The organism is Umezawaea sp., from assembly GCF_036375055.1.
Lineage (GTDB): Bacteria > Actinomycetota > Actinomycetes > Mycobacteriales > Pseudonocardiaceae > Umezawaea.
The window spans coordinates 14,901-41,610 of the sequence record NZ_DASUSQ010000135.1; the positions used below are offsets into that span (position 1 = coordinate 14,901).

The following is a 26,710-nucleotide window of genomic DNA, read 5'->3' on the forward strand; positions in this document are numbered from 1 at the left end:
GGTTCCTGAACGCGCTTCCCGGTCCGACCGGTCCGACTCCCCTACGCGGGCTCCAGGCCCCCCGCGGCCTCCGCGTAGCGGTTGTGGCACACGGGGCACGACAGGTCGTCGGCGAGGCGTTCCCCGCAGGCGCAGACCCAGCCCTTGCGGCGCGCCGGGTTGCCCGCCACGAACGCGTGCGCGGGCACGTCCTCGGTGATCACCGAACCGGCGGCGGCGAACGCGTAGCCGCCGATCTCGATCCCGCACACCACGACGGTTCCCGCGCCGAGGGAAGCGCCCCGGCGGACGGTGGTGGACAGCAGGGCGTCCCCGGTCCGGCGGATCGCGGCACGGGGACGCAGGTCGTTGGTGAACAGCACGTTCGGGCCGAGGAACACCTCGTCCTCGCAGACGACGCCGTCGAACACGAGCGTGCCGTTCTTGACCGTCACGCGGTCGCCGAGCACGGCGCCGCCCTCGACGAACGCGCCGTCGCAGACGTTGCAGTCGCGGCCGATCCGGGCTCCGGGCAGGACGTGCGCGAACGCCCACACCCGCGTGCCGTCGCCGACGTCCTCGCTCTCGCACAGGCCCGCCGGGTGGACCTGGACCCCGCTCACCGGACGGCCCCGCGGAGCACCTCGACGACCCGCTCCTGCTGGCTCGGGGTGATCTCCGGGAACAGCGGCAGCGACAGCAGTTCCGCCGAGCTGCGCTCGGTGACCGGGAAGGAGCCGCCCAGCGACGCGAACGCGCCGGTGCGGTGCACCGGGGTCGGGTAGTGGATGCCGGCACCGATGCCCGCGGCGTGCAGCTCGGCGAGCACCCGGTCGCGGTCGGCGACGCGGACCACGTAGAGGTGCCAGACCGGCAGGTTGCCCTCCAGCACGACGGGGGTGCGGACCTGCTCGACGTCCGCGAGCAGCTCGTCGTAGCGCGCGGCGGCGGCGCGGCGGTCGGCGTTCCAGCCCTCCAGCCGGGCGAGCTTGGCCGACAGGACGACGGCCTGGAGCGTGTCGAGCCTGCTGTTGAAGCCGAGCACGGTGTGCTCGTACTTGCGCGGGGAACCGTGCTCCCGCAACAGCTTCACCCGCTCGGCCACCTCGGCCGACGTCGTCAGCACCGCGCCGCCGTCGCCGTAGGCGCCGAGGTTCTTGCCGGGGTAGAAGCTGGTGGCCGCGGCGACACCGAGGCCGCCGACGGGCACGCCGCGGCGCCGCGCGCCCTGCGCCTGCGCGGCGTCCTCGACCACCGGCACGCCCTCGATCAGCTCCACCGGGGCGGCCTGGCCGTAGAGGTGCACCGGCAGGACCGCCCTGGTGCGCGGCGTGATCGCGTCGGCGATCCGGTCCGTGTCGATCAGCAGCGTGTCGTCGACGCAGTCGACGAGCACCGGGGTCGCCCCCGTTCGGGCCACGGCCTCGGCCGTGGCGATGAAGGTGTTGGCGGGCAGCACGCACTCGTCGCCGTGGCCGACGCCCAGCGCGCGCAGCGCCAGCTCGATCGCGTCGGTGCCGTTCGCCACCCCCACGCAGTGCGCGACCTCCTGGTAGGCGGCGAACTCCGCCTCGAACCGCGAGACCTGCGGCCCCCCGATGAACGCGGTGGTCTTGAGCACCTCGGCCCAGCCCTCCGCGACCTCGTCGGCGACCTGCTCGTGCTGGGCACGCAGGTCCACCAGCGGGATCTCGATCACCTGTCGCTCCTCCTGGCCGGTACCCCGACCCACGTCTGGCCTGCCGGAACATCCCGCAGGACGACGGCGCCCATGCCGATCACGGCACCGGCGCCGATCTTCACGTTCTCCCTCACCAGGGCCCCCTGACCGAGGTAGGCGGCTTCACCGACCAGCACGCCGCCGCCGAGCGAGGCCCGCCCGGCGAAGGTGACGCCGTCCTCCACGACGTCGTCGTGCGTGATCAGCACGTGCGGCATGGCCACCACGTGGCCGCCCACCTCCAGCGGCGTCGTGATGACCGCCCCGGCGAGCAGCACCGTCCCGGCTCCGAGCGTCGTGCCCGGCGGCACGGACGCCGCCGGGTGCACGACGGTGGCCCACCGGTCCTCCGGCAGGTCGAGCCGCCGGGCCAGCCGGAGCCGCGACAGGGGCCGGTGCGCGTTGGCCACGCACAGCAGCACCGCCGCGTCGGGGTGGTCGGCCAGCAGCTCCGAGCCGCCGAGCACGGGCAGCCCGTCCAGCTCGGAGCCGTGCCTGACCGGGTCGTCGTCGAGGGCGCCCAGCGGCGTCCACGTGTCCGGCAGGAGCCGGACGGCCGCGAGGACCTCGCGGGCCAGTCCGCCTCCGCCGACCAGGAGCAGGGGACGAGGTGTCACGAGAAGACCACGTCCACCCAGTAGTTGCTGCCGTTGTAGCTCGCCGTCGGGAAGCCCGACCCCGCCTGGAACACGCCGTTGGGCAGGCCCGCGCCGCTCAGCGGCGGGCTGGTGACCGGCGTCGTCTGGAAGTACCCGGCGTCCAGGGCGTAGTGGCCCGTGGTCGTCGTGTACGAGGCGACGTAGGTCGTGCCCGCGGTGATCGACACCGGGCTGCTGAACGTCAGCGTCTGCCAGCCGGTCGCGGACTCGCCGGAGAACGTCCCCGTGGCGAGCCGCTGGCCGTCCGCGGACCACAGCGACCCGGTGTGCGTGCCGGTGTTGCCCGCTCCCTTGTAGAACTTCACGCCGGTGACCTGGCCGTCGGCCGAGGACGTGAACCGGACGCCCAGCTCGTACGCGCCGTCGTCGGCGGCCGAGGTGGTCGTCGGGACCGTCGCCGAGCTGAACAGCGAGCACGGGCACGTCTGCGTGGTCGCCGCGGTGAAGGACCACGTCGTCGCGGCGGGCATCACGTTGCCGTAGGCGTCGGAGATCCGGGCGCTGACCGCGTAGCGCGTGGCGGCGGCCAGCGGGGCCCCCGGCGTCCACGAGACGGTCTTCTGGTCGCCGGACAGCGACAGCGTGCCGGAGATCCGCGCGCCACCGGGGTCGGTGACGGAGAACTGCGCGCTCGCCAGGTCGACCGGCTCGTCGAACGTCACCGTCACCGGGCTGGTCAGCCCGACCTCGGAGGCGCCGTCGAGCGGGGTGCGGCCGTTGACCACCGGCGGGTCGTTGTCGTCGTTGGGCTGGTAGACGACGTCGACCCAGTAGTTGGCGCTGCCGTAGGTCGTCGTCGGGAAGCCGGAGCCCGGCTGGAACACGCCGTTCTGCTCCTGGAGCGCGACCAGCGGCGGGCTGGTGACCGCGCCGGGCGCGAAGTACCCGCTGTTGACCGAGTAGCGGCCCGTGGTCGTCGTGTAGGACGCGGTGTAGGTCGTGCCCGCCGACACCACCACCGGGCTGCCGAACGTCAGCGTCTGCCAGCCGGTCGCGGACTCGCCGGAGAACGTCCCCGTGGCGAGCCGCTGGCCGCTCGCCGACCACAGCGACCCGGTGTGCGTGCCGGTGTTCCCGGCTCCCTTGTAGAACTTCACGCCGGTGATCTTGCCGCTGGCGGTCGGCGTGAACCGGACGCCCAGCTCGTACGCGCCGTCGTCGTCGGCCGACGGGGTCGTCGGGACCGTCGCCGAGCTGAACAGCGAGCACGGGCACGTGACCGCGCCGCTCGTGGTGAACGACCAGGTGCTCGCGGACGTCATCGGGTTGCCGTTGACGTCGGCGACCAGGACGCTGGCGGTGTACCGGGTTCCCGGCACCAGCTTGCCCGAGGGCACCCACGTCACGGTCTTCTGGTCGGCCGACAGCGACACCGTGCCGGTCAGCTTCGCGCCCCTGGGGTCGCTCAGGGAGATCTGCGCGGAGGCGGGGTCGACGGCCTCGCCGAACGTCGCCGTCAGCGACGTCGTCTGCGGGACGTTCGTCGCGTCGACCGCGGGCGTGCGGCCGGTCAGCTCGGGCGGCGTGGTGTCGCCGTTCAGGCCGTTGCGGTAGATCACGTCGACCCAGTAGTTGCTGCCGTTGTAGCTCGCGTTCGGGAACCCGCCGCCGCTGCCGTAGCGGTAGACGCCGTTGCCGCCGTCCACACCGGTCGCGAGGGCGTGCAGCGAGGCGTGGTCCGCGCTCTGGCCGTTGAAGTACCCGCCGCTGACGGAGTACCGGCCGTTGGGCGCGTAGTAGGACACCACGTAGGTCGTGTTCGGGTTGACGACGACCGGGTTGGCGAACACCAGCTTCTGCCAGCCGGACGCCGACTCCGCGGTGAACGTGCCCGTGGCGAGGAGCAGGCCGGTGGACGACCAGAGCGACCCGGTGTGCGTGCCGGTGTTGCCCTCGCCCTTGTAGAAGCGGACGCCGAGCACCTCGCCCTTGCCGTCGAACCTCACCTTGGTGCCCACCTCGACGGCGGACGGGTCGCCCGCGTCCTCGGCCGCCGGTCGGGCGAAGTCGTCCCACACCGTGCACGGGCAGGTCGCGGGTCGCGGCGAGCCGGTGGTGAAGGACCACGTGGCGGGCTGGGGCAGCGTGTTGCCCGCGGCGTCGGCCACCTGGAGCGTCGCCGTGTAGGCGGTCGCCGCGACGAGCGGCTGGCTCGGCGTGAACGACGCCGTGCGGCCGTCGGGGGACACGGCGGACGAGCCGGTCACCGCACCGGACGGACCGGTGAGGGTGTACTGCACCGACGCGGGCGCGACGGCCTCGTCGAAGGTCGCCGAGACGGTGGGCGTCAGCGCGACGCTGCCCGCCCCGCTGCCGGGCGACGTGCCGGTCCTCACCGGGGCGCGCAGGTCGGGGCCGGGGTCCGGTGCCCAGACGACGTCGACCCAGTAGTTGGTGTCGCCGAAGGTCTGCGTCGGGAAGCCCGCGCCGAACTTGAACACGCTGTTCGGCCCGTCGACGCCGCTCTCCAGACCGGTCAACGGCTCCAGGTACGCCTTCTTGCGGAAGAAGTACTCCTCGTCGTAGGCGAAGTGCCCGGTCGGCGTGAAGTAGGAGGCGATGTAGGTCGTGTTCGCCGCCACCGCGACCGGCGACGGGAAGCTCAGGGTCTGCCAGCCGCCCGCCGACTCGTTGGTGAAGGTGCCGGTGGCGAGCAGCGTGCCGTCCGTGCCCCACAGCGAGCCGGTGTGCGTGCCGGTGTTGCCCGCGCCCTTGTAGAACTTGACGCCGCGGACGTAACCCGCCGTGTTGCTGCGGAACTTGACGCCCAGCTCCAGCTGCGAGCTGTCGTCGGCCGAGGTGTTCGTCGGCACGTCCTGGCTGCTGAAGATGCCGCACGGGCACGTCCGCGCGGACACGCCGGGCGAGGCCGAGACCGGGGCGGAGAGGTTCGCCGAGTCGTCGACGGCGCGGACCCGCAGCGCGGCGGCCCCGGCGGCGGGCGGCGTGTAGGTGTAGCTCCAGGTGGTGCTGCCCGCCTCCCAGACCGCGGGGTGCCAGCGGGTGCCGCCGTCGGTCGAGACCTCGACGCCGCCGACCCGGCCCGCCGCGTCGACGACGGTGCCGGAGAACGTGTACGGGAGGCCGACGGTGGACCCGGCGGGCAGGTTCGTGACCGTGACCGCGGGGGGCGCGGTGTCGGTGCTGGCGGTCGAGGCGACCAGACCGGGCTGGAGCGTGGCGGCCGTGACGCCCATGTCGGCGAGGAAGTTGACCGTCGCCTGCTTGATCCGGACGTCCGAGGTCGGGGTGTTGGTCAGGAACGCGTGCTCGTCGTCGACGCCCCAGGCCCACTGGACCGTGCCCGCGCCGAACACCAGGGCACCGCTGGCGTGCTTGTAGTAGGTGATCGCGTGCGTCTTGGTCGCGGAGCCGTAGACGTCACCGTGGTTCTTCAGCGCGTAGTAGCCGTCCAGCTCCACCGTCGTGCGGGAGAGCTGCGCCACGCCGGGGGGCTGGAACCCGTTGTCCTCCACGGTGTTCCACTCGTAGCCCAGGGTGCCCGGCTGGAAGGTGTAGGTCTGCCCGGCGGGCAGGTTCGCCAGCGGGGTGTTGCGCCACAGCCGCATCTTGCCGTACGCCGCGGGCACCTGGAGGGAGTCGTCCCTCCTGCCGTTGACGGTGAAGATGTTGCCCAGCAAGGCGTTCTCCGGGCGACCGCCGTCCTGCGGTGGGCTGAAGCGGGGGTCGCGCCAGGTGCCGGTCCAGTCGGCGAGCTGGTCGTTCTGGGTCCCCTTGGTCTCCTTGAAGCAGGCGATCGTCCGCCAGTCGGTCTGGCTGGTGTCGATGCTCTTCTCCCAGCGGGTCTTCCAGAAGATCTCGTTGCCCGTCAGGAACGCCATGTGCACACCGGCGTCGCGGGCCGCCTCGACGTTGGCGCGCTGCTCGTTGGACCAGTACTCGTCGTGGCCGACCGCCATGAACACCCGGTGGTTCTTGATGAGGTGGCCGCGGCGGGCGGAGTCGACGTCGGTGGTGTAGCTCATGTCGTACCCGTTGGCCTCCATGAAGCGCAGCATCGGGTACTCGGCGTTGAAGATGAAGTTCTCGTCGCCGTCGCCGCCGGTGTAGGGGCGGTTGTAGCTGACCTTGTAGGACGAGCCGCCCTGGCCGGGGCCGTCGCCGAAGTAGAGGCTGTTGCCGCCGTAGCGGTTGTAGGCGACCCACGTGGCGTCGGAGGTCTGGAAGAGCACCTTGGAGTGGCTCGTGTCGTCCCGGACGACGAACACGATCTCGTTCTCCGCGCCGGTGTCGTTGCGGTGGGTGCGCGCGTAGTAGATGCCGGACACCGCGTTGGACGGCACGGTCCAGCTCACCGAGTTGGACCAGTTGCCGCAGTCGATCAGCGCCGTCGGCCCGTCCCTGAGGCAGGGCGGCTGGTTCTGCGCGGTGTTGCGGGTGACCGTCCCCATGATCCGCGCGCCGACGCCGCCGTACCAGCCGAGCCGGTAGATGTCGATCTTGTACGACGACGCGCTCGTCAGCATCTTGAAGTCCACCACCCCGCCGGGGGTGGTGCTGATGTCCGTGGTGAAGCCCAGGATCGAGTCGTCGCGGTAGGGCGCCTGCCAGTCCGGCGTCCCCGCCTGCGTGTTCTCGCACGCGATCTTGTTGACCACCGGGGCGTCGCACGGCGCCGCGCTCGCCTCCGGCGCGTTGAAGACCCCCAGCACCACCATGCAGGACGCGAGCACGGCCGTCACGAGGAGCATCCGCACGACACGCGAGTGCTGGGCCACCATGAGGTTCACCTCTCGAACGAGAAACACGTTGGGTAGTCGCGTCCACACTGGACCGGACAGGTGATCGCCACTACTCCGAACGTCGAACGGGGGGAGACTGTCGTTACACCCCATGGCGAACCGTTATCCGTGAACCGCTTCGCGGCCGCGGTCAGCCACGGCGGGTGACGAGGGCACCCGCGAGCGTGGAGGACAGCGCCTCCACGACGGCCTCCTGCTCCACGCCGGTCATGTCGTGGAACAGCGGCAGCACAAGGGTCCTGGCCGTGAAGGCCTCGGTCACGGGCAGCTCCGCGGCCGGGTGGTCCCGGTACGCGGGCTCCAGGTGCGAGGCCATGATCCCCCGCCGCGCCGACACCCCGCGCGCGGCGAGTTCGGTCAGCACCTCGTTGCGGGACAGGGGAAGCTCGTCCGGCAGCCAGACCCAGAACGACTGGTAGTTCGTGGTTCCCCACTCCGGGTCGCGCACCACCCGCAGCCCCGGCACGTCGGCCAGCATCGCGTGGTAGCGCGCCGCCAGCTCGCGGCGGCGCTCGACGATGGCGTCCAGCCTGGACAGCTGCACGATGCCGACGGCGGCCTGGATGTCGGTCATCCGGTAGTTGAACGCGGTTTCGAGGTACTCCTCGACGATCGCTCCCCCACCGCTGTGCCGATCGGCGGCGCTGACGCTCATCCCGTGCTCGCGCAACCGGCGCGCCCGCGCCGACCACTCCGGGTCGTCGGTCGTGAGCATCCCGCCCTCGCCGGTGGTGATCAGCTTGCGCGGGTGGAACGACCACGCGGCCATCAGCGCGCCGGTCCCGACGGGAGCGCCCCGGTAGGTGGAGCCCGCGGCGCACGCCGCGTCCTCGACCACCGGGATGCCGAGCGGACCGCAGAGCGCGCGCAGCGCCTCGACGTCCGCGGGCACACCGGCCTGGTGCACCACCAGCACCGCGCGGGTGCGGTCGGTGATGACCGGCTGGACGGTCTCGGCCGTCAGGTTGCCGGTCGTCGCGTCCACGTCGGCGAAGACCGGTGTGGCCCCGCAGTAGCGGACCGCGTTGGCGGTGGCGATGAACGACAGCGACGGCACGACCACCTCGTCGCCGGGACCGATGTCGAGCAGGTGCACCGCGAGGTGCAGCGCGGTCGTGCACGACGACGCGGCCACCCCGTGCCGGGCTCCGACGCGGGCGCTGAAGGCCTCCTCGAAGCTCGCGACCCTCGGTCCCTGCGCGACCCAGCCGGACCGGACCGCCTCCGCGGCGGCCAGCGCCTCCTCCTCGCCGAGGAGGGGCCTCATCACCGGGATCATCGGCCGGTCTCCGCGCGCCACCACGACACCAGCTCGCGCAGGCCGTCGTCCATGCTGATCTCCGGCTTCCAGCCGAGGTCCCGCGCCGCGGCGGAGATGTCCGCCAGGCGCCGGGTCACGCCGTTCACCTTGCGCTCCGGCCCGTGCTCCAGCGGGAGGTCGGAGTCCATCGCGCGCAGCAGCGCCCGCGCGAGGTCCGCGAGGCTGGTCTCCTGCGAGCTGGCGATGTTGTAGACGGTGTCGGTGACGTTCGCCCGCGCCGCCAGGACGTTCGCGCGGGCGATGTCGTGCACGTGCACGAAGTCCATCGTCTGCGCGCCGTCGCCGAAGATCAGCGGGGACTCGCCGTCGGAGATGCGCTCCATCCACCGGATGAGCACCTCGGTGTAGAGGCCGTGCGCGTCCATCCGCGGCCCGTACACGTTGAAGTAGCGCAGCGCCACGTAGTCCAGGCCGTTCATGGCGTGGAAGCTGCGCAGCATCCCCTCGTTGAACGCCTTGGCGGCGCCGTAGAAGGTGTCGTTGTTGTACGGGTGGTGCCGCTCGGTGGTCGGGAACGTCTCGGCCAGGCCGTAGACGGACGCCGACGAGGAGGCGACCACCTTCTTGACGCCCGCGGCCGCGGCGGCCTCCAGGACCGTGAAGGTGCCGTCCACCAAGCACTCCAGCGCGAGCCGGGGCTCCTCGGCGCACTGGGTGATGCGGATCGCGGCGAGGTGGAAGACGAGGTCGATCCCCTCGGACAGCTCGCGGACCAGCGCGCGGTCGTTGATGTCGCCCTCGACGACCGTCACCCGGTCGTCCGCCGCGGCGACGGCGTCGGCGAGGTTCTCCCTGCGGCCGCGCACGAAGTTGTCCAGCACGACGACCTCGGACACCCCCGCGGCGACCAGCTGGTCGACCACGGAGGACCCGATGGTCCCCGCTCCGCCGGTGACCAGCGCCCGCTGACCGGAAATGGGCTGGGTCATGAAGTCGTGCCTCCACTGGTGGTCGGTGCGTCGACCTGCTGGACGGGGACGAAGGACCCGCCGTTCGCCAGGCTCTCCGACGCTGCTTCGAGGATCGCGAGCACGCGCAGTCCAGCGCGGCCGTCGGTCAGCGGCGGGCGGCCCTCGGCGATCGAGGCCGCGAACTCCGCCATCACCCCGCGCAGGGCCTCGCGCTCGGGCAGCGCGGGCGCGACCATGTCGCCGGAGCGGTAGGAAATGATCTTGTGCTCGCGCTCGCGGTCGACGCCCCTGTCGTAGACGGACAGGCGCTGCGTCGGGTTGAGGTCGTCCCACACCACCGTGCGGTTGGACCCGCCGATCACCATCGTGCGGATCTTGGTGGGGGACAGCCAGTTCACGTGCACGTGGCTGATGGAACCGTTGGACAGCCTCATGGTCAGGTGGGCGACGCACGCGTGGCCCGCGCCGATCGGGTCCGAGCCGTGCGCGGACACCTCGACCGGGCGGACGTCGTCGGGGAGGATCGCCTCGAAGATCGACAGGTCGTGCGGCGCGAGGTCCCACAGGACGTCGACGTCCGGCTGCACCAGACCCAGGTTGATCCGCACCGAGTCGATGTACTGGATCTCGCCCAGCTCGCCGCCGCGCACGAGCTCGCGCAGGTGGCTCACGGCCGGGGTGTAGCAGAAGGTGTGGTCGAGCATCAGGGTCAGGCCGCGGCTCTCCGCGGCCTCGACCAGCTTGCGGCCGTCGGAGAAGTTCGCCGCGAGCGGCTTCTCCACCAGCACGTGCTTGCCCGCCTCCAGCGCGGCCATCGCGACCTGCAGGTGGGTGGCGGCCGGGGTCGCGATGGCGACGGCGTGGACGTCGGGGTCCGCCAGCACGTCGTCGAGCGAGCCGGACACGGCGACCGTCGAGTACTGGCCGAGCACGCGGCGGGCGCGCTCCACGTCGAGGTCGCACAGGTAGCGCAGGTCCAGTCCGGGGGTCGCCTGGGCGTTGCGCACCAGGTTCGGGCCCCAATAACCCGCGCCGATCACGGCGATGCCGATCGGCGTCACGTCTTCCCTTTCCATCAGTAAGCTCCCTGGCCGCCGAAGACGGCGCGGAAGGTCTTCCACAAGATGAGAGCGTCGAGGGCGAGCGACCAGTCCTCGACGTAGCGCAGGTCGAGTCGCACGGACTCCTCCCACGAGAGGTCGCTCCGGCCGCTGACCTGCCACAGCCCGGTGAGCCCCGGCTTCACCAGCAGGCGCCTGCGCACCTCGGGCGCGTACTTGGCGCTCTCCTCGGGCAGCGGCGGCCGGGGGCCGACCAGCGACATGGTCCCGGTGAGCACGTTGAGCAGCTGGGGCAGCTCGTCGACCGAGTAGCGGCGCAGCAGCCTGCCGACCCTGGTCACGCGGGGGTCCTTGCGCATCTTGAACAGCACGCCCGAGCCCTCGTTGACGGCCGCCAGCTTGGTGCGCAGCGCGTCGGCGTTCGTGACCATGGTGCGGAACTTGATGATCGTGAACTCCGCGCCGTCCTTGCCGACGCGGCGCTGCCGGTAGAACACCGGGCCCCGGCTGTCGATCATGACGGCGGCGGACACGACCAGGAGCAGGGGGGCGAGCGCGAGCACGAGGACGAGGGCGCCGACGCGGTCGACGCAGCCCTTGACGACCCGGCGGAAGCCGGTGAACGAGGGCTCGCTGACCCGCAGCAGCGGCATGCCGAGCACGCCGGTCACGTGCAGGCGCGGTCCGGCGAAGTCCATGAGGGCGGGGGCGACGACCATCTCGGTGCCGGTGCCCTCCAGGTCCCACGCGAGCTGCTGGAGCCTGCGGGGCGTCCAGTAGGCGTCCGGGGTCACGGCGACGATGCGGTAGCCGCCGCGGCGGACCTGCTCGGCGAGGTCGCGGAAGCGGCCGACGACCGGCACGCCCTCCATGTCGATGCCGAGCGCGGCCCGGCCGTCCAGGGTGCAGATGGCGTCGACGCGCCAGCCGAGGTGGGGGGCCTTGCGGGTGCGGGTGATGAGGTCCCCGACCGTGGCCACGTTCCCCGCGGCGAGCACCGGCAGCAGGCAGCGTCCTTCGGAGCGCGCGCGGTGCAGAGGCCTGCGGAGCAGGTAGCGGAGGGGGAAGACGACGAGGGCGATGGCAGGTCCGACCACGAACACCCAGAGGCGGGCGCCGGGGATGTCCACCGCGAGGGCACCGAAGCCGAGCACGACGACCGACGCGAACAGGCCCTTCCCGAGGCGGCGGAACTCCTCCGCGCCCTGGCCGAGCACGTTCGGGCTCCACACGCGGCTCAGGTACAGCGAGCCGAGCACGGCGGCGACCGTCAGCAGTTCGAGCGTGACGATCGACATCGGCACGAACGCGCTGTGCCTGGACGCCATCAGACCGCCGAAGGACACGATGACCAGCACCGTGGCCAGGACGTCACCGAGGATGACACCCCCGCGGTACCGCGACTCCCACGCGGCCACCGGCGGGTGCGTCTGCCTCGACGACTCCATGCTGGTAGGAGTGATCCCCACGACGGGTCTCCGTCGTGTGGGCTGGACCTGCTCGCTCATCGTGGTTCTCCCCCGGTTCAGCCGGTTCGGACGTGCACGTTCGCAGGGCATCCCCGAGGACCCGCGTGGTACGGCAATTGGTTGACCGACACTTCGCACATCGCCAGGGCACCTTTTCCCTTGATGAACCGGCGCTTGCAAACCATCATTCGCTCGGCCGCCCGTGGGCGTTACACACGGAGATAGTCGAGAGGAAGAAATGTTGCGAAGTGACTCGGCCGGTCCGCCGAGTGACGACGGGTGACGATCCATTACCAGGTGAACGCACGTTAGACCAAACTGACGCCGAGTCCTAGTCCCAGTCTCTGAAATGTGACCGAACGAGCCGGGTCGCACGACATATCGTTCACCGCCGACAACCCGTTACACCCACTGTGAGTAGAGTTCACCCGGCCGGCCCACCGCATCGGACAATGGGCCGAAAGGCCCTTGTCCAATCAGGACACCTCCGCCGCGTGGTCACCCATTCACGCAGCGGAGGCAGCTATTCAGACCAGTCGCCCATAGCGTTCTCGTAACCGTCGAAGAAACGCCACCGCCCGGTTGGCGCAACGCGCGGTACGCGGACGATCACGGGTTTGTCGGCAGATGTGGCGTACGTCATCCCTCAGACTCGTGAATCCGCGTCCTCCGCACGGGCGGTGTTTCGCGGCGGCGTTGAGACGGATGGCGCCTTGCGCGACGGGGGCGGGATAGGGGGCGGACTCCAGCGGGAGATGTATTGGTCTCGGGCCTTTTTCCGGGGTGCCGCTCGTCGGTGGACGGCATTGGTACCTCCGGACGACAGGACGGCACCGGGGGCGCGCGGACGAGTGGCGGTCGGATTCATCGTCCGATCCGAGCCACGGGGTGGTCCCGTTGGCGGCCCTCGACGTGAGTACCACTCGATGTCGGGATGGGAATGTCGATCACGAACGTCGAGCCCGGCCGAACGGGAGTGGTCCAGCCCGCGCGCCGATCGTCGGTCCGGGGTTCGACGGCGTCGCGAAGAACGGGAACGCTCCCCTGAGGGCGGCGGGCACGCCGAGCAGCCCGGTCCGCCGGGGCGGTGCGGGCCGTGTCCGTCGGATCGCGAGCGGGCCGGTGCCTACCCGGCCGCGTGCAGACGGGCGCGTTCGTCGCCCACCGCGACCACGTCGCCGTCGTGCAGCTGGGCCCCCCGACGGGTTTCCAGGCGGCCGTTGACCATGACCTCGTCGGCGTCGATGAGCTCCTTGGCGTGCGAGCCGTCCTCCGCCAGGCCCGCGAGCTTGAGGAACTGGCCCAGCCTGATCATGTCGTCGGCGATCTGCACGTCTCGGATGGGCGGCTTGGTCATCCGCACATGGTACGACTTGGTCATGAACAAGTGGGTGTCCGTGGTGGTCGGCGTGGTGCTCGTCCTGCTGGGCTCCGTGTGGACCCTCCAGGGGTTGAACGTGATCAAGGGCAGCTTCATGACGGGCCAGCAGCTGTGGACCGCGATCGGACTCCTGTCCGTCATCGCGGGGCTCACGCTGGCGGTGGGCGGGCTGCGGAAGAAGCCTTCCAGGTAACCAGGAAAACACCAGGTCGAAACCTGTTCGCAACGAGCGGTCCCCGCCTGCGTCTACCGTTGTGCGACGGACGGTTCACGCTGGGTGGCAACGTGGTGGTCATGGGTGACGGCGCGGAGTTAGGCGCGTCCGGTGGGCGTGGGCGCCGCCGGACGTCGCGCGGTGCGGTGGGACGGACCGGGGCCCGGTTCGGGTCGCCGTCGCTGCGGCGCGAACTGGAGGAGGACGCGCCGGTCGAGCACGTCCCGGAGCACCTGGAGCCCCCGAAGCCGCGCCGGGCCCGGCGGTCGCTGAGGGGCGAGGTCGGGCAGACCGGGGCCCGGTTCGGGTCAGCGTCCGTGCGACGGGCGCTGGCGGAGGAGGCGGAGCCCGAGACCGTCGAGGTGACGGCGCCGATGCCCGCGCCGGTCGCCTGCGCGGAGCCGATCCCGGAGGAGCCCGATCCGGACGGGTTCTCCTACGAGGAGAACGGCAAGTCCCTCGTGCGGCCGTACGCGTGGACCGGCGGGCGCACGACGGCGACCGTGGACCTGCGGCTGGAGACGCTGATCTCGGTCGACGGGACCGGTGGGGCCGCGGTCCCGTCGTCCACGACTCCCGAGCAGCGGGCGATCGTGGAGATGTGCGCGCGGCCCCGCTCGGTCGCCGAGGTGTCGGCCGTCCTGGCCATCCCCCTGGGCGTGGCGCGGGTGCTGCTGAGCGACCTGGTCGAGATGGGCGTCGTGTCGGTGCACGAGACGAACGGCGGTTCGGTCGGCGGCCATGCCGACCTGGCGCTGCTGGAACGGGTTCTGAGCGGTCTCCGCCGCCTGTGAGGCCTATGATCTACCTCCGGACGAGGTAATGCCCAGCTACCGGCGGTGATCATCGTGAGCGACGGCGCCCGCTGGAGCGCGGGGGCGGTGGCGCGCACGCTCGGCATCTCGCCCACGACGCTGAGGACCTGGGACCGGCGCTACGGGCTCGGCCCGCGCACCCGCGAAGAGGGCAAGCACCGCCGGTACGACGACGTCGACGTGGCCACGCTGCGGCGGATGCTGGAGCTGACCGGCCAGGGCGTCTCGCCCGCCGCGGCGGCGACCATGGCGCGCGGCGGAGCGGGCCCCGTCCCGGACGTCCACGACTTCATCCGCGCCGCGACGCAGCTCGACGCGCCGAGGCTGGGCAGGCTCGCGACCGAGCTGATCGGCGCGCTGGGCGTCGTCGACGCCTGGGAGTCCGTGCTGACCCCGTTCCTCGTGGAACTCGGCGAGCGCGCCGTGGAGGAGAGCGGTGGCGTCGGGGTCGAGCACGTCGCCAGCAACGCGCTCCTCACGGTGCTGCGCCGGGTCGGCGATCCCCTCGAAGGCGGCAGGCTGCCCGCGCTGATGGCCGCCGCGCCCGACGAGCAGCACACGCTGCCGCTGGAGGCGCTCGGCGCAGCGCTGGCCGAACGCGGGTGCGCGTCGCGCAACCTCGGGGCCCGCGTCCCGGCGGGCGCGCTGCTGGCGGCGCTCGACGTGCTCGCCCCGCGGTGCGTGGTGCTGTGGGCGCACGACACCGCCCGCGCCCGCCTCGTCCCGCTGGCGAAGGTGGCCGCCACCAGGACGATCCTGCTGCTGGGCGGCCCCGGCTGGGACCGGGTCGCGCTGCCCGCGGGCGTGCACCGCGTCCACACCCTCCACGGTTGCGTCGACGAAGTCCTCACCCATTCCGGTCGCTCAAGTTGAAACGATTTTGAATCGAATTTATGGTGGTGACCACCGGCCGAACGAGGATGTGGTCACATGCCAGAGTTGTCCCGGCTGCCCACGCCGGTCACCGAGTCCTGGGACTGGCAGCTGCGTGGCCTCTGCCGCGGGGTCGACAGCTCGTTGTTCTTCCACACGCCGAACGAGCGGGGCACCGCCCGCGAACGCCGCGAGTCCAGGGCCAAGGAGATCTGCGACCGCTGCCCGGTGCGGCGCGAGTGCCGCGAGCACGCGCTCACGGTGGAGGAGACCTACGGCGTGTGGGGAGGCCTCGGGGAGAGCGAACTGCGCAGGCTCATCTCGCTGAGCCACAGGCGCGCGTGACCGGGGGCCGGGAGCGGAACCACGGGCGCGCGTGACCGGGAGCGGAACCACGGGCGCGCGTGACCGGGGGCCGGGGAGCGGCGGGCCGGAGGTGCGGCCACCCCTACCGGTCGAGCGCCGCGCGCAGTTCCGCGAACGCGTCCCCGAGCGCGGGGAGCTGGTAGTGCGCGTTGAGCCCGCTCGGGTTCGGCAGGACCCACAGGCGGCTGTCGGCGATCAGCTCGTCCTGCGGGCCGATCGCGGCCTTCTTCCGACCGAAGGCCGTGCGGTACGCGGTGACGCCGACGACCGCGATCATCGTGGGCCGGTACCGCTCGGCGACGGCGGTGAGCCGCTTCGCGCCCGCGCGCAGTTCCGCGTCGGTCAGCTCGTCCGCGCGGGCCGTGGCGCGCGGCACCAGGTTCGTGATGCCGAGGCCGTGCGCGGGCAACTGGTCCTGGTCGGCGGGCGAGAGCAGCGTGGGCGTGAAGCCGCCCAGGTGCAGCGCGGGCCAGAAGCGGTTGCCGGGCCTGCCGAAGTGGTGGCCGGTGGCCGCGGAGTAGAGGCCTGGGTTGATGCCGCAGAACACGACGTCCAGACCGGGGGCGAGCACGTCCGGGAGCAGCTTGTCCCGCGCGGCGGCCAAGTCGTGGCGCATGGGTCCATCATCCACCACCCCTAGTCGGCCGTGGACGATCAGGGGTTGTCGGGACCGCCGGGCCGCGCCAGCCTGGTTGCGACGCCGACCGAGGAGTGTTCGACATGAGCTGGTTCCCCCGAGTGCTCGGGGCGGCGACGGCCGCCTACAGCGCGGCCGTCATCGCCAGGCCCGAGGTGCTGACGACGCCGACGGGGCTCGGCGACACGCCCGCCACCCACGCGTTGACCGCCGCCGTCGGCGCGCGCGACCTCGTGTCCGGGCTGGCCGTGGCGCTGGCGCCCGCGGGGGCACCGCTCCGGCTCGCGCTGCTGGCCCGTGTCGCGATGGACGTCGGCGACGCCGTGCTCGCCCTGTCCGCGCCGGACAGGGCGACCCGCAACAAGGTCGTCGCGGTCGCACTCGGCTGGGCCGCGGTCAACGCGCTTGCCCTGCTCGCCACCCGCGAGAAGCCCTCGGACGAGGCCCACTGGGAGTGGAACCCCCGGTGGTCGGACCCGAGCTACTGGGCCGACCCGGCGAGCTGGGAGCGCGAGCGCGGCGACCAGGCCGTGTAGCCCGCGCGCTCGGCGTCCTCGACGGAGCGGAACCGCACGTCGCCCTTCATCCGCCGGTAGTACGGCGAGGTCTCGGTGTGGAAGATCCCGGACTTCGAGTTGCCCTTCACCGGGAGGTCCACTTCGGACTCCTCGCGGTCCACTTCGGACCCAAGTGCCTCATCCCTCGGCTCGGGCACCACGACGACCGACCGGGCGGGCAGGGCCACGACCGGACGCCGGGTGGCGTCCAGGTCCGCGCGCAGCTTGCGGGTGACGGCGCGCATGGGCAGCCAGGTCAGCAGCGACCCGACGAGGAACGCTCCCGCGCACAGCACGAACACCTGCGTGAACAACCAGAGCACAGCGAACTCCTAGCGAACGGTGATGTCTACCTGACGGGTGGTGTCGGTGAGTTCGGGCGCGGTGTCGATGCTGACGGCCATCTCCACCAGGGCGGGCGAGACACCCTGGCCCAGCACCACGTCGCGGACCATGCGCGCCCGCGTCTCGGCGAGCGCGCGGGCGTCCGGCACCTCCGCGGAGGCGTGGCCGCGCACCGTCACCGTCGCGCGCGGCGCGACCAGCAGCATCCGCGCCACGCGCTCGATCAGCACGGGGCCGTGCCCCTGCCAGTCGGTCGACCCCGGCTGGAACCGGACGCCGCCGTTGCCGCCGACGAGCCTGCCGATGGAGTCGTTCAGCGCGGCCAGGTCGAGTTCGCGGTCGTGGTTCGACGACCCCACCGCGATCGCCTGCTCCACGCGCAACTCCCCCGCGGACGCCGCGAGCAGCCGCTGGAACGCCGTGGCCCTCTCCTGGTCCACGACGGTGGCGCGGGCGGTCAGCCCCCCGCCGCGCACGACGCCGCTGAAGTCGTGCACGCCGTTGTCCACCACCACCGCGACGATCGACGCGGCCTGCTCCGCCGAGACCGGCAGCCTCGTCCCGGCCCTGGGCGACATCACGTCGGTGATCCGGTAGCCGTTCGCGCGGGCGGTCACGGCGTCCACCAGCGCCCGCCGCTCGTCGGCGTCGGAGGTCGTGCCCGCGAGCACGACCTCGTCGGCGCGCACGAAGACCGAGAAGTCGCCCGGTTCGGCGTCCTGGAGGGTCACCGCCGTCACGCCGGGGACGGCGGCCACCAGGTTCTGGACCCTGGCCGCGTCGCGGGGGACGACACCGGTGACGGTGACGCCCAGCCCGTCGACCGAGACGTCGTTGCCCGGATGGCCCGACTCGTCGATGGCGTGGGTGACCCGGTCGGCCAGGTCGCGTTCGATGCGGTCGCCCTGGATCGCCACGCCGGTCGCCGCCAGCAGGGCGGGCACGAGCACGGCGCCGAACAGCCAGAACCGGTGTGGTCGGGGTTTCAACACCGGGCGTTAGTACCCGATGGCGGTGTCCGATTGCGAACCGCGAGTGGCGAAAACGCAGGACGTGGCTGGGAATTCACTCGTCAAGGTGACAGGAATCAGCCATGTTGATGATCAACATCGGGTGGCGGGACCAGCGGCGCTGTGCGCGCCACCCGTGCGTGGCCGTCCGCCCTACCCGGTTCCCGACCTGGCTCGCAGGTGCGCCCGTTCACCCTGCCTGCCGAAGAGGCTGAGGACCTCGACCGGAGTGGCGTCCGCGCTGCCGAACCAGTGCGGCACGCGGGTGTCGAACTCCGCGGCCTCGCCGGGGGTCAGGACGAGGTCCTGGTCGCCGAGGACCAGCCGCAGCCGCCCGCTGAGGACGTAGATCCACTCGTAGCCCTCGTGGGTCTTCTGCTCCGGCACCGCCGAGCCGTGCGACGGGATGAGCAGCTTGTAGGCCTGCACGCCGCCCGCGCGGCGGGTCAGCGGGACCATGGTCATGCGACCGCGCGTGACCGGGCGCAGGTGGATCCTCGGGTCGCCCGTGGGCGGGGCGCCCACCAGCTCGTCCATCTGGACCCCGTGGGCCTTCGCCAGCGGCAGCAGGAGTTCCAGGGTCGGGCGGCGCTGCCCCGACTCCAGGCGGGACAGGGTGGACACGGAGATGCCCGTCGTCGCGGAGAGGTCGGTCAGGGTCGTCCCCCGCCGCTTGCGCAGGGCCCGCAGCCGGGGACCGACCGCGCTCAGCACCGAGTTCAGTTCGTCGTCCACCCCGTCGAGCTTGCCACAACGGCAAGTTTCTTTGCGACACCTCCGGGTGCCGGGCGACAGTGGGACCATGAGCGAGAACGTGGTGGACGTGGTGGTGGTCGGTGGTGGCGCGGCGGGTCTGAGCGCCGCCGTCGTGTTGGGGCGCGCGCGGCGCGAGGTGGTCGTCGTGGACTCGGGGTCACCGCGCAACGCGCCCGCCGCGGGCGTGCACGGGTTCCTCACGCGCGACGGGATCAGTCCCGGTGAGCTGGTGGCGATCGGACGGGCCGAGGCGGAGCGGTACGGCGCGCGGGTCGTGGACGGCGTCGTGGCGGACGTGGCGAACGACGGCGGCGGGTTCGTCGTCGCGCTGGAGGACGGTGCGACCGTGCGGTCGCGGCGGCTGATCGTCGCGACCGGCCTGGCGGACGAGCTGCCCGACGTGGCGGGCCTGGCCGGGCGCTGGGGGCGCGACGTGGTCCACTGCCCGTACTGCCACGGCTGGGAGGTGCGGGACCAGGCGATCGGCATCCTCGCGACCGGACCGATGGCGACGCACAGCGCCCTGCTGTTCCGGCAGTTGAGCGACGACGTCGTGCTGTTCCGGCACACCGCGCCCGCCCTGTCCGACGAGCAGGCCGAGCAGATGGCCGCGCGCGGGATCACCGTGGTGGAGGGCGAGGTCGTGGCGGTGGAGGTCGAGGACGACCGCCTCACCGGAGTGCGGCTGGCGTCCGGAGAGGTCGTGGCTCGCCAGGCGGTCGCGGTCACGCCGAAGGTCGGCGCCCGCGCGGACGTCCTGGGAGCGCTGGGGGTGAAGGCGACCGACTGGGAGATGGCCGGGCACGTCCTGGGTGACCACGTCGCCGCGGATCCCAGCGGTGCCACGGAGATCCCCGGCGTGTGGGTGGCGGGCAACGTGACCGACCCCCGCGCCCAGGTGGTCGCCGCCGCGGCGGCGGGCGTGCAGGCCGCGGCGGCCGTCAACGCCGACCTGATCGCCGAGGAGACGGCCACCGCCGTGGCCGCGCTGCGGAAGTCCGCGCGCCGCAACGGGAATCCACCGGCCTGAGTGGACGGACGGGTGGTGGGCGATCAGGTGGGCGGACCGGCGTGATCCGCGACCACGTGCGCGGATGGCGTGGCCGCGGCGAGGTGCGCGGACGACGTGACCGTGATCAGGTGCGCGGATGGCGTGATCGTGACCAGGTGAGCGGATGGCGTGGCCGCGGCGCGCGGATGGCGTGACCGTGATCAGGTGGTGCAGGCCGCCGCCAGTGCGTCGGCGAGGTGACCCGCGGAGGCGGTCAGCCTGCCCGGCAGCCAGGCGAGGAGGATGCGCCGTCGTTCGCTGGGTCCGCCGCGCACGGTGACGGTCCGCACCCCCGGCGGCACGACGGGCAGCAGCGCGGGCGGCACGGTGGTCAGGCCGCAGCCCGCCGCCACCAGGTGCAGCTTGGCCAGCCAGTCGCGGGCGGTGTGCGCGATCTCGGGCCGCTCGTCTAGCCCCGGCCACACGCCCATCAGCCCGTCGTCCCCGGAGTGGCCCGCGATCCAGCGCTGCCCGCGCAGGTCGGCGACGTCCACGGAGTCCTCCGCGGCCAGCGGGTGGGTCGCGGGCACGGCGAGGCACAGGCCGCGCTCGGACAGGGTGCGCAGCTCCAGCGGCGGCGACTCGGTGTCCGGCGCGCGGAACGGCGGCGCGGACGCGATGACGACCAGGTCGAGCGTGCCCGCCCGCAGCGCGCGGACCAGCACGGGAGTGCTGCCCTCCCGGCTGGTCACGGTGATGCCGGGACGCGTGCGGCGCAGCGCGGCCACCGCCTTCGGCACCAGCGCGCCACCCGCGCTGGCGAACCACCCGAGCCGCACGGTGCCCGCGTCCGCGGGCAGGCCCGCGAGTTCCCGGCCCGCCGCGTCGATCTGCTCCAGCACGGCCGCGGCGCGCCGCAGCAGGACGTGCCCGGCCGCGGTCAGCCGGACACCGTCGCGGCGGCGCTCCAGCAGCGGCGCGCCCGCCGCCCGTTCGAGCGTCGCGACCTGGCGGGACACCGCGGACTGCGTGTAGCCGAGCGCGGCGGCGGCCGACGTGAGCGTGCCGCGCTCGGCCACCTCCTGGAACACCCGCAGCGAGACCAGCGAGACGTCGGTGAAGTCCATGACCGTTACGCATACCAGACATGCGGAACTCTCGTTGGACGCATACCCGCGGCGGCTCCTAGCGTGGTTCCCATGAGGATCGCACTGGTCACCGGCGCGAACCAGAACATCGGGTTCGCGCTCGTCGAAGAACTGGCCGCCAGGTGGGAGCGCGCCGACCTCGTCCTGCTCACCGGCCGCGACGCGGGCCGGGTCGCGGACGCCGCGGCGCGGGTGGTCGGGTCGTCGTCGACCCGGAGCCGGGTGGAGGGGCGGGTGCTCGACGTGACCGACGCCGAGGCCGTGGCGAAGCTCGCCGCGGAGTTCACCGACGGCGTCGACGTCGTCCTGTCCAACGCGGTCACCAGGATGACGCCCGAGCGGCAGGCCGAGCAGACCGACGAGTTCATCGACGTGTCCAACGGCGGCACGCACGCCGTGCTGCGCTCCTTCGGCCCGGTGCTGCGGCCCGGTGGGCGGCTGGTCGTCGTGGCCAGTTCGCTCGGCACGCTCGAACACCTGCCCCAGCGGCTGCACCACCTGTTCGACGGGGTCTCCCTGGACGCCGTGGAGGAGGCCGTCGAGTCGTGGCGGGCCGCCGTCCACGACGGCACGGCGGCCGAGGAGGGCTGGCCGGAGTGGGTGAACAAGCCGTCGAAGGTGGCGCAGGTGGCGGCCGTGCGGGCGGTCGCCGCCGAACGCCGCACCGCCGACCTCGCCAACGGCACGCTGCTGGCGGCGGTCTGCCCAGGCCTGGTCGACACCCCCACGTCCCGGCCGTGGTTCGACGACTTCAGCCACGCCCTCACGCCGACGGAGGCGGCCAGGCGCGTGCTCGACTTCGTGCTGGCCACCCCGGTGAACCCCGCCCACCACGGCGAACTGGTCCGCTTCGGCCACGTCCTGCCCTGGCACGGCGCCGCCTCCTGAGCCCGGTGCCGTTCGCTTCACCACCGGTCCGGCGGTGGAACGGACCGGCACGCCGGAGTGGCCCGGACCGTGGGTGTCGCGTGCGACATGGGTGGCGGGTCGAGCGGCGGGCCGCGGATGGCCGGGTTCGACGTGGCGGCCGGACGCGCACGGTCGGGGGCGTGAACACCAGGGGTGCTTCGTGGACGCGGACAACCGCGAGTGCTCGCTGAACGACCCGACCTGCACCCGCCACCTGGGCGGACCGCAGCTCACCACGGCGATCACCGGGCCGCTCCACGACGCGGCTCGGTGAGGTCGGTGAGGTTCTGGTGGGTTGGGTGGTGGTGGGGGAGCCGAGGCTGGTGGGGCGCGCACGGCAGGCAGGACAGAGGGAGCGGGCGGGCCGGGCCGGGTGAGCAGAGCGCGGACTGGGCGGGCAAGGGGCTGGGCGGGGCGGCAAAGGGCTGGGCGGGGCGGGGCGGCAAAGGGCTGGGCGGGGCTGGCGAACCGAGCAGAGTCAGGTGGGCGAGCCCAGCGGGCCGAACAGGATTGCCGGGCAGGGCGGTGTCGGGTTGCGGCGGGTGCGGGCTCCGGAGCGATGGCCCACGGGTGGTGGGCGGTGCTGGTTCGGGTGGGGCGGAGGTTGTGCCGAGTCGTGCCGGGGATGTCTGGTTGCAGCGGGCCGGTGGTGTTGGGCGGGTGGTGTTGGGCGGGTGGCCGATCGAGATCGGTGGTTGGGATTGCGCGGCACCACCCGGTCCGCTGAGGGCTGGCTGGTCGGAGCCAGCCGCCAGCCCCCCACTACGGGTGGCCTGGGCCCACCGTTGTGCCTGCCACCGCGGAGCAGGCCCCCACTGCGGGTGGCCAGGGCGCACCGTTGTGCCCGCCACTGCCAGCCCTCACTACGGGCGGCCAGGGACCACCGTTGTGCCTGCCACCGCGGAGCGGGCGCAGCGTGACGTGAGGTGGTGCGCGGCTACCAGGGCGGCACTGGTGGCCGCCAGTGCCGCCGAGCGCGGTGCCGCGGTGCGTCGTCGCCGTGGTTGGGGTGTGAGCGGTGGGATGCGGCCCGTGGTCGGGGTGTGAACGGTGGGATGCGGCCCGTGGTTGGGGTGTGAACGGTGGGATGCCGCCCGTGGTCGGGGTTATTGGATTTGGAGTGGGGTGCCGTTGGCGGTGAGGCGCCAGTTGGTGGCGGCGAAGGTCGTCGGGTCGATCTCGCCTGTCTGCCTCACCCAGTCGATCATGAGTTGGCGGATCTCCTGCTGCTGGTTGAGCAGGACGGGTGCGGTGGAGATGTGCGGGAAGCCGCCGCCGCCCGACTGGCGGTAGTTGTTGACCGCCACGGCGAACTCCTGGGTCGGGGTGACGGGGGTTCCGGCGTAGGACAGGCCCGTGATGCGGGTGCCCACCGGCTGGGCGATGTCGATGTCGTAGGTGAGCGGGGCGTCGAGGCCCGCCGCGACGTCGTAGTTGTAGTCGGGTGTGCCGCCGGGGGCCGTGGGGGTGGGCGCGTTGGTGATCGAGTCGGCCGGGTGGGGGCCCGCGGTGGTGACCTGCTTGAAGTACCGGGCGCAGAACTCCAGGTAGTCCTTGAGCTGCGCGCCGGTCAGGCGGACGGCGAGCAGGGTGTTGTCGAAGATGTACAGGCCCGCCACGTCGCGGACCGAGACGTCGCCCGCCGGGATCGCCGCGGCGCGGTTGAACGGTGCCGCGAGCGCCAGGACGGGCAGGGTGTTGGACGGCAGGGCCTTCTTGACCTCGACCGCTTGGACGTGGTTGATGAAGTCGAGCGCCGCCACGTCCTCGTAGCGGGCGGTGGCGGCCGACATGGCCTGCTTGTTCGTGCCCACCTTGGAGTTGACGTAGGTGACGACCTTGGCGTGGTCGGCCGTCAGCAGCCGGACGATCTTCGGGTCCTCGGGCACGGTGTTGGAGTTCAGCACCTGCGAGCGGGACGCCCTGAGGGTCCAGCCGCCGCGGGGCGCCCAGGTGAGGTCGAAGTCCATCAGGCTCAGGCGCTTGCCCCAGAACAGCGGCTCGGTGATGAGCACCTGCTTGCCGGTGGTCCTGTTCGCCACGAGGCGCTGCGGGATCTCGACGTGGGCGTGGCCGACGAGGATCGCGTCGATGCCCGGCACCTGCTCGGCCACCAGGGTGGCGGCGTTCTCCGGGTACGGCAGGGCGTCGCCGTAGGACGAGGACGTGTCCGCGCCCGAGTGGGCGGACACGATCACCAGGTCGACACCGGCGCGGCGCATCCTCGGCACCCAGACCTTCGCCTGCTCCACCAGGCCGGGGAAGCTCATCCTGCCCTCGACGTTGGCCTTGTCCCAGATCGCGATGCCGGGGTTGGTCAGGCCGAGGATGCCCACGCGCAGCGGGGCGGTGCCCGTGCGCCACACCGTCTTCACCGTGTACGGCGTGAACGCGGGCCGCCCGGTGCTCTCGTCGATCGCGTTCGCGCCGAGCAGCGGGAACCGCAGCTGCCGCTCGAACGTGCGCAGCAGCGGGATGCCGTAGTTGAACTCGTGGTTGCCCAGCGCAGCGGCGTCGTAGCCGATGGCGTTCATCGCCGCGGCCATCGGGTGCACGCGGCGGCGGGTGATCGGCTCCACCTTGGCGTAGTAGTACGCCAGCGGCGTGCCCTGGATCGTGTCGCCCGCGTCCAGCAGCAACGTCCGGTGCTCGCCGTGCTGCTGCCGGACCGCCGTCACCAGCGAGGAGATCTTCGCCAGGCCGATGTCGTTGTGGCCGGAGTCGTCGAACTCCTTGTCGGCGAAGTAGTCCCAGTTGAACACGTTGCCGTGCAGGTCGGTGGTGCCCATGACGGTCAGGGTGAACGCCCTGTCCACGCCACGCGTGTCCGCTTGGGCGGCGGCCGGGCGGAAGCCCGCGGCGGCGAGGACGCCCGCGGCGGTGCCCGCGAGCACGGCGCGACGCCGAACTGGATTCTCGGTCATCCGGGCACCGTACGTCTTGACCGTTGACCGCAATACCTGCGTTCGACCTGGGGTTTCGGATTCGCACGGGTTCAGTGAAGCGTGAGGCACCGACAAAAACCGGCCTCCGCGCGGTCGCTGGAACGGGTGATTCGCGAGATCGCTCGGAGTGACGAACCGGACGACTGGGACGTTGCCCCGCCAGGAACCCGGACCGCCTCGGCGGTGCGGCTAGCCTGCGGCCCATGCCCCGACGCTCCCTGCCGGTCCTGCTCGTGGCCCTCCTCGCGCTCTCGGCGTGCGGCTCAGCCCCGTCCGAGCCCGTGGCCGCGACCGGCGCGGACGTGGACTGCGCCGGCACGGGGTTCGACTGCGACTTCCAGAGCCGGTTCGCGCGGGTGCGGGAGTACGTGGCGACCCGGCCGGGCACGGTCGGCATCGTGGTGCGCGACCGCGGGACCGGCGCGGTGTGGCACAACGACCACTCCGCCGACCTGGTGTGGACCGCCTCGACGATCAAGCTGGCGATGGTGGTCGACCTGCTCCGCCGCGACCGCGAGGGCGCGGTCGAGCTGACCGACGACGACCGCGACCTGATCAGGGCCATGCTGCACAGCTCGGACGACCACGCGGCGGACGAGCTGTGGCACCGCTACTCCGGCGCCGACCACCGGGCGTTCAACGACTCGTTCGCCTCCTACGGCCTCACGTCGCTGGTGCCGCAGGAGGGCTACAGCGACACGTTCCCGTACTGGGGCTTCCAGAAGTGCACGACCGAGGACCTCGACCGGCTGATGTCCCACGTGCTGACCGAGGTGCCCGCCGAGGACCGCGCGCTGCTGGTGGAGGAGATGCGCGAGGTCGGCCCGGAGCAGCAGTGGGGCGTCTGGGGAGCCGGACCCGCGGCGAGGCCGGGCAACAAGGACGGCTGGTCCGAGGAGGACACGGGCTGGGTGGTGAACAGCGTCGGCTTCGTCGGCCCGGACGAGCGGTACACCCTGGCGGTGATGAACGACCTGCACCGCCAGGGTGGCTACCAGGAGGGCCGCGACACCGACACGGAGATCGCCGGACTGCTGTTCGGCGGTCGCTTCTAGATCTGCCGGGTGGGCTGGACGACGATCTGCCGCAGGTTCACGTGCCGCGCGCGGCTCGCCGCGTAGGCGACCACGTCGGCCAGTTCCTCGGCCGACAGCGAGCCCACCGAGTCGATCCACGGGGCGAGGCCCGCGGCCTGGTCGTCGTCCAGGTGGCTGAGCAGTTCGGACCGCACGATGCCGGGCTCGACGTTGGTCACCCGCACGTCCTTGGGCCCGAACTCCGTCCGGAGGTTCGCGGACAGGTGCGTGATGGCCGCCTTGGTGGCGCAGTAGACCGCGTAGTTCGGGAACAGCCCGTGCGCGGCGACGGACGAGATGTCGACCAGGTCGGCCGTTCCGCCCTCGGCGGCGGTGGCCAGCAGGTCCGGGGTGAACTCGCCGATCACCCGCAGGGCGCCGGTGAGGTTGAGGTCGACCATCCGGGCCCAGTGGTCGGCGCGGACGTCGGCCATCGGGGCCGCGAGCATCACGCCCGCGTTGTTCACCACCAGGTCGACCCGGCCGAACGCCTCGCGCACGGCGGCGCCACCGGCGGCCACGGACGCCGTCGAGGTCACGTCGACCTCGACGGCGATCGCGCGACCGCCGTCGGCGGTGATCTTGGCGGCCACGTCGGCGAGCCTGTCGCCGCGCCGCGCGAGCAGCGCGACCTTCGCGCCGCCCGCGGCCAGTGCCCTGGCGGTGGCTTCGCCGATGCCGCTGGAGGCCCCGGTGACGACGGCGGTGCGGTCGGTGAGGGTGTCGTAGTTCGTCATGGGACTGAAACTGGCAGCGCGGAAGTCCCGGAGGGAGGCTCGCTCGATGGTGGTACCGGGAGAACCA

24 protein-coding genes are annotated in these 26,710 nt (G+C 72.3%); 8 read left to right on the forward strand and 16 right to left on the reverse strand.

The features are described from left to right. Nucleotides 1-41: 41 nt before the first annotated feature. From VFZ92_RS33530 to VFZ92_RS33570, 9 genes are all read right to left on the reverse strand, one after another. The gene (locus tag VFZ92_RS33530; RefSeq protein WP_330880410.1) at nt 42-602 is read right to left on the reverse strand and encodes an acyltransferase; all 561 of its coding nucleotides are present in this window, start codon (nt 600-602) and stop codon (nt 42-44) included. Further along, entirely contained in the window at nt 599-1,678 is a 1,080-nt protein-coding gene (locus tag VFZ92_RS33535) for a DegT/DnrJ/EryC1/StrS family aminotransferase (protein ID WP_330880412.1), read from the reverse strand. Before VFZ92_RS33535 ends, VFZ92_RS33530 begins: the two co-directional genes overlap by 4 nt. Further along, on the reverse strand, nt 1,675-2,316 hold the full coding sequence (locus VFZ92_RS33540; protein ID WP_330880415.1) for a NeuD/PglB/VioB family sugar acetyltransferase: 642 nt from the start codon (nt 2,314-2,316) through the stop codon (nt 1,675-1,677). Before VFZ92_RS33540 ends, VFZ92_RS33535 begins: the two co-directional genes overlap by 4 nt. Continuing rightward, nucleotides 2,313-7,100: a DUF4082 domain-containing protein gene (locus tag VFZ92_RS33545; protein WP_330880417.1), complete on the reverse strand. Its 4,788-nt coding sequence runs from the start codon at nt 7,098-7,100 to the stop codon at nt 2,313-2,315. The genes VFZ92_RS33540 and VFZ92_RS33545 overlap by 4 nt, the downstream gene beginning before the upstream one ends. 151 nt (nt 7,101-7,251) lie before the next feature. Continuing rightward, the gene (locus VFZ92_RS33550; RefSeq protein WP_330880419.1) at nt 7,252-8,388 is read right to left on the reverse strand and encodes a DegT/DnrJ/EryC1/StrS family aminotransferase; all 1,137 of its coding nucleotides are present in this window, start codon (nt 8,386-8,388) and stop codon (nt 7,252-7,254) included. 8 nt (nt 8,389-8,396) lie between these two features. Beyond that, nucleotides 8,397-9,371 carry an SDR family NAD(P)-dependent oxidoreductase gene (locus VFZ92_RS33555; protein ID WP_330880421.1) on the reverse strand — a complete coding sequence of 325 codons (975 nt, stop codon included), beginning with the start codon at nt 9,369-9,371 and terminating at the stop codon, nt 8,397-8,399. Next, nucleotides 9,368-10,429 carry a Gfo/Idh/MocA family oxidoreductase gene (locus VFZ92_RS33560; RefSeq protein ID WP_330880422.1) on the reverse strand — a complete coding sequence of 354 codons (1,062 nt, stop codon included), beginning with the start codon at nt 10,427-10,429 and terminating at the stop codon, nt 9,368-9,370. Before VFZ92_RS33560 ends, VFZ92_RS33555 begins: the two co-directional genes overlap by 4 nt. After that, nucleotides 10,429-11,862: a sugar transferase gene (locus tag VFZ92_RS33565; protein WP_330880536.1), complete on the reverse strand. Its 1,434-nt coding sequence runs from the start codon at nt 11,860-11,862 to the stop codon at nt 10,429-10,431. The genes VFZ92_RS33560 and VFZ92_RS33565 overlap by 1 nt, the downstream gene beginning before the upstream one ends. Nucleotides 11,863-13,009: 1,147 nt before the next feature. Beyond that, the gene (locus VFZ92_RS33570; RefSeq protein ID WP_330880424.1) at nt 13,010-13,240 is read right to left on the reverse strand and encodes an RNA-binding S4 domain-containing protein; all 231 of its coding nucleotides are present in this window, start codon (nt 13,238-13,240) and stop codon (nt 13,010-13,012) included. 22 nt (nt 13,241-13,262) lie between these two features. On the opposite strand from VFZ92_RS33570, the gene VFZ92_RS33575 reads away from it, so the two are divergent. From VFZ92_RS33575 to VFZ92_RS33590, 4 genes are all read left to right on the forward strand, one after another. Further along, on the forward strand, nt 13,263-13,457 hold the full coding sequence (locus tag VFZ92_RS33575; protein ID WP_330880426.1) for a hypothetical protein: 195 nt from the start codon (nt 13,263-13,265) through the stop codon (nt 13,455-13,457). A gap of 167 nt (nt 13,458-13,624) precedes the next feature. Next, complete coding sequence (locus tag VFZ92_RS33580; RefSeq protein ID WP_330880428.1) at nt 13,625-14,272, forward strand: DUF742 domain-containing protein; 648 nt, start codon at nt 13,625-13,627, stop codon at nt 14,270-14,272. A gap of 54 nt (nt 14,273-14,326) precedes the next feature. Continuing rightward, complete coding sequence (locus tag VFZ92_RS33585; RefSeq protein WP_330880430.1) at nt 14,327-15,166, forward strand: MerR family transcriptional regulator; 840 nt, start codon at nt 14,327-14,329, stop codon at nt 15,164-15,166. Nucleotides 15,167-15,223: 57 nt separating this feature from the next. Next, complete coding sequence (locus VFZ92_RS33590; protein ID WP_330880432.1) at nt 15,224-15,511, forward strand: WhiB family transcriptional regulator; 288 nt, start codon at nt 15,224-15,226, stop codon at nt 15,509-15,511. A gap of 103 nt (nt 15,512-15,614) precedes the next feature. Here the strand turns inward: VFZ92_RS33590 and mug are convergent, their stop codons facing one another. Next, nucleotides 15,615-16,148, reverse strand: coding sequence for a G/U mismatch-specific DNA glycosylase (gene mug, locus VFZ92_RS33595; protein WP_330880434.1), 534 nt, complete (start codon nt 16,146-16,148; stop codon nt 15,615-15,617). A 104-nt stretch (nt 16,149-16,252) separates the two neighbouring features. Between mug and VFZ92_RS33600 the strand changes: the two genes are divergently transcribed. Further along, the gene (locus VFZ92_RS33600) at nt 16,253-16,705 is read left to right on the forward strand and encodes a hypothetical protein (protein ID WP_330880436.1); all 453 of its coding nucleotides are present in this window, start codon (nt 16,253-16,255) and stop codon (nt 16,703-16,705) included. On the opposite strand, the gene VFZ92_RS33605 is transcribed toward VFZ92_RS33600, so the two are convergent. From VFZ92_RS33605 to VFZ92_RS33615, 3 genes are all read right to left on the reverse strand, one after another. Next, nucleotides 16,651-17,049: a hypothetical protein gene (locus tag VFZ92_RS33605; protein ID WP_330880438.1), complete on the reverse strand. Its 399-nt coding sequence runs from the start codon at nt 17,047-17,049 to the stop codon at nt 16,651-16,653. The genes VFZ92_RS33600 and VFZ92_RS33605 overlap by 55 nt on opposite strands. A 9-nt stretch (nt 17,050-17,058) precedes the next feature. After that, complete coding sequence (locus VFZ92_RS33610; RefSeq protein ID WP_330880440.1) at nt 17,059-18,063, reverse strand: hypothetical protein; 1,005 nt, start codon at nt 18,061-18,063, stop codon at nt 17,059-17,061. Nucleotides 18,064-18,234: 171 nt separating this feature from the next. Beyond that, entirely contained in the window at nt 18,235-18,816 is a 582-nt protein-coding gene (locus VFZ92_RS33615) for an XRE family transcriptional regulator (RefSeq protein ID WP_330880442.1), read from the reverse strand. 67 nt (nt 18,817-18,883) lie between these two features. Between VFZ92_RS33615 and VFZ92_RS33620 the strand changes: the two genes are divergently transcribed. After that, nucleotides 18,884-19,867: an NAD(P)/FAD-dependent oxidoreductase gene (locus tag VFZ92_RS33620; protein ID WP_330880445.1), complete on the forward strand. Its 984-nt coding sequence runs from the start codon at nt 18,884-18,886 to the stop codon at nt 19,865-19,867. A 182-nt stretch (nt 19,868-20,049) separates the two neighbouring features. On the opposite strand, the gene VFZ92_RS33625 is transcribed toward VFZ92_RS33620, so the two are convergent. Beyond that, nucleotides 20,050-20,955, reverse strand: coding sequence for a LysR family transcriptional regulator (locus tag VFZ92_RS33625; protein WP_330880447.1), 906 nt, complete (start codon nt 20,953-20,955; stop codon nt 20,050-20,052). A gap of 72 nt (nt 20,956-21,027) precedes the next feature. Between VFZ92_RS33625 and VFZ92_RS33630 the strand changes: the two genes are divergently transcribed. Continuing rightward, complete coding sequence (locus VFZ92_RS33630; RefSeq protein WP_330880449.1) at nt 21,028-21,864, forward strand: SDR family NAD(P)-dependent oxidoreductase; 837 nt, start codon at nt 21,028-21,030, stop codon at nt 21,862-21,864. 1,127 nt (nt 21,865-22,991) lie between these two features. Here VFZ92_RS33630 and VFZ92_RS33635 read toward each other — a convergent pair. Beyond that, the gene (locus VFZ92_RS33635; protein ID WP_330880451.1) at nt 22,992-24,809 is read right to left on the reverse strand and encodes a bifunctional metallophosphatase/5'-nucleotidase; all 1,818 of its coding nucleotides are present in this window, start codon (nt 24,807-24,809) and stop codon (nt 22,992-22,994) included. 224 nt (nt 24,810-25,033) lie between these two features. On the opposite strand from VFZ92_RS33635, the gene VFZ92_RS33640 reads away from it, so the two are divergent. Then, nucleotides 25,034-25,885, forward strand: coding sequence for a tat pathway signal sequence (locus tag VFZ92_RS33640; protein WP_330880453.1), 852 nt, complete (start codon nt 25,034-25,036; stop codon nt 25,883-25,885). On the opposite strand, the gene VFZ92_RS33645 is transcribed toward VFZ92_RS33640, so the two are convergent. Continuing rightward, nucleotides 25,882-26,643: an SDR family oxidoreductase gene (locus VFZ92_RS33645; protein WP_330880454.1), complete on the reverse strand. Its 762-nt coding sequence runs from the start codon at nt 26,641-26,643 to the stop codon at nt 25,882-25,884. The genes VFZ92_RS33640 and VFZ92_RS33645 overlap by 4 nt on opposite strands. Nucleotides 26,644-26,710 lie beyond the last annotated feature (67 nt).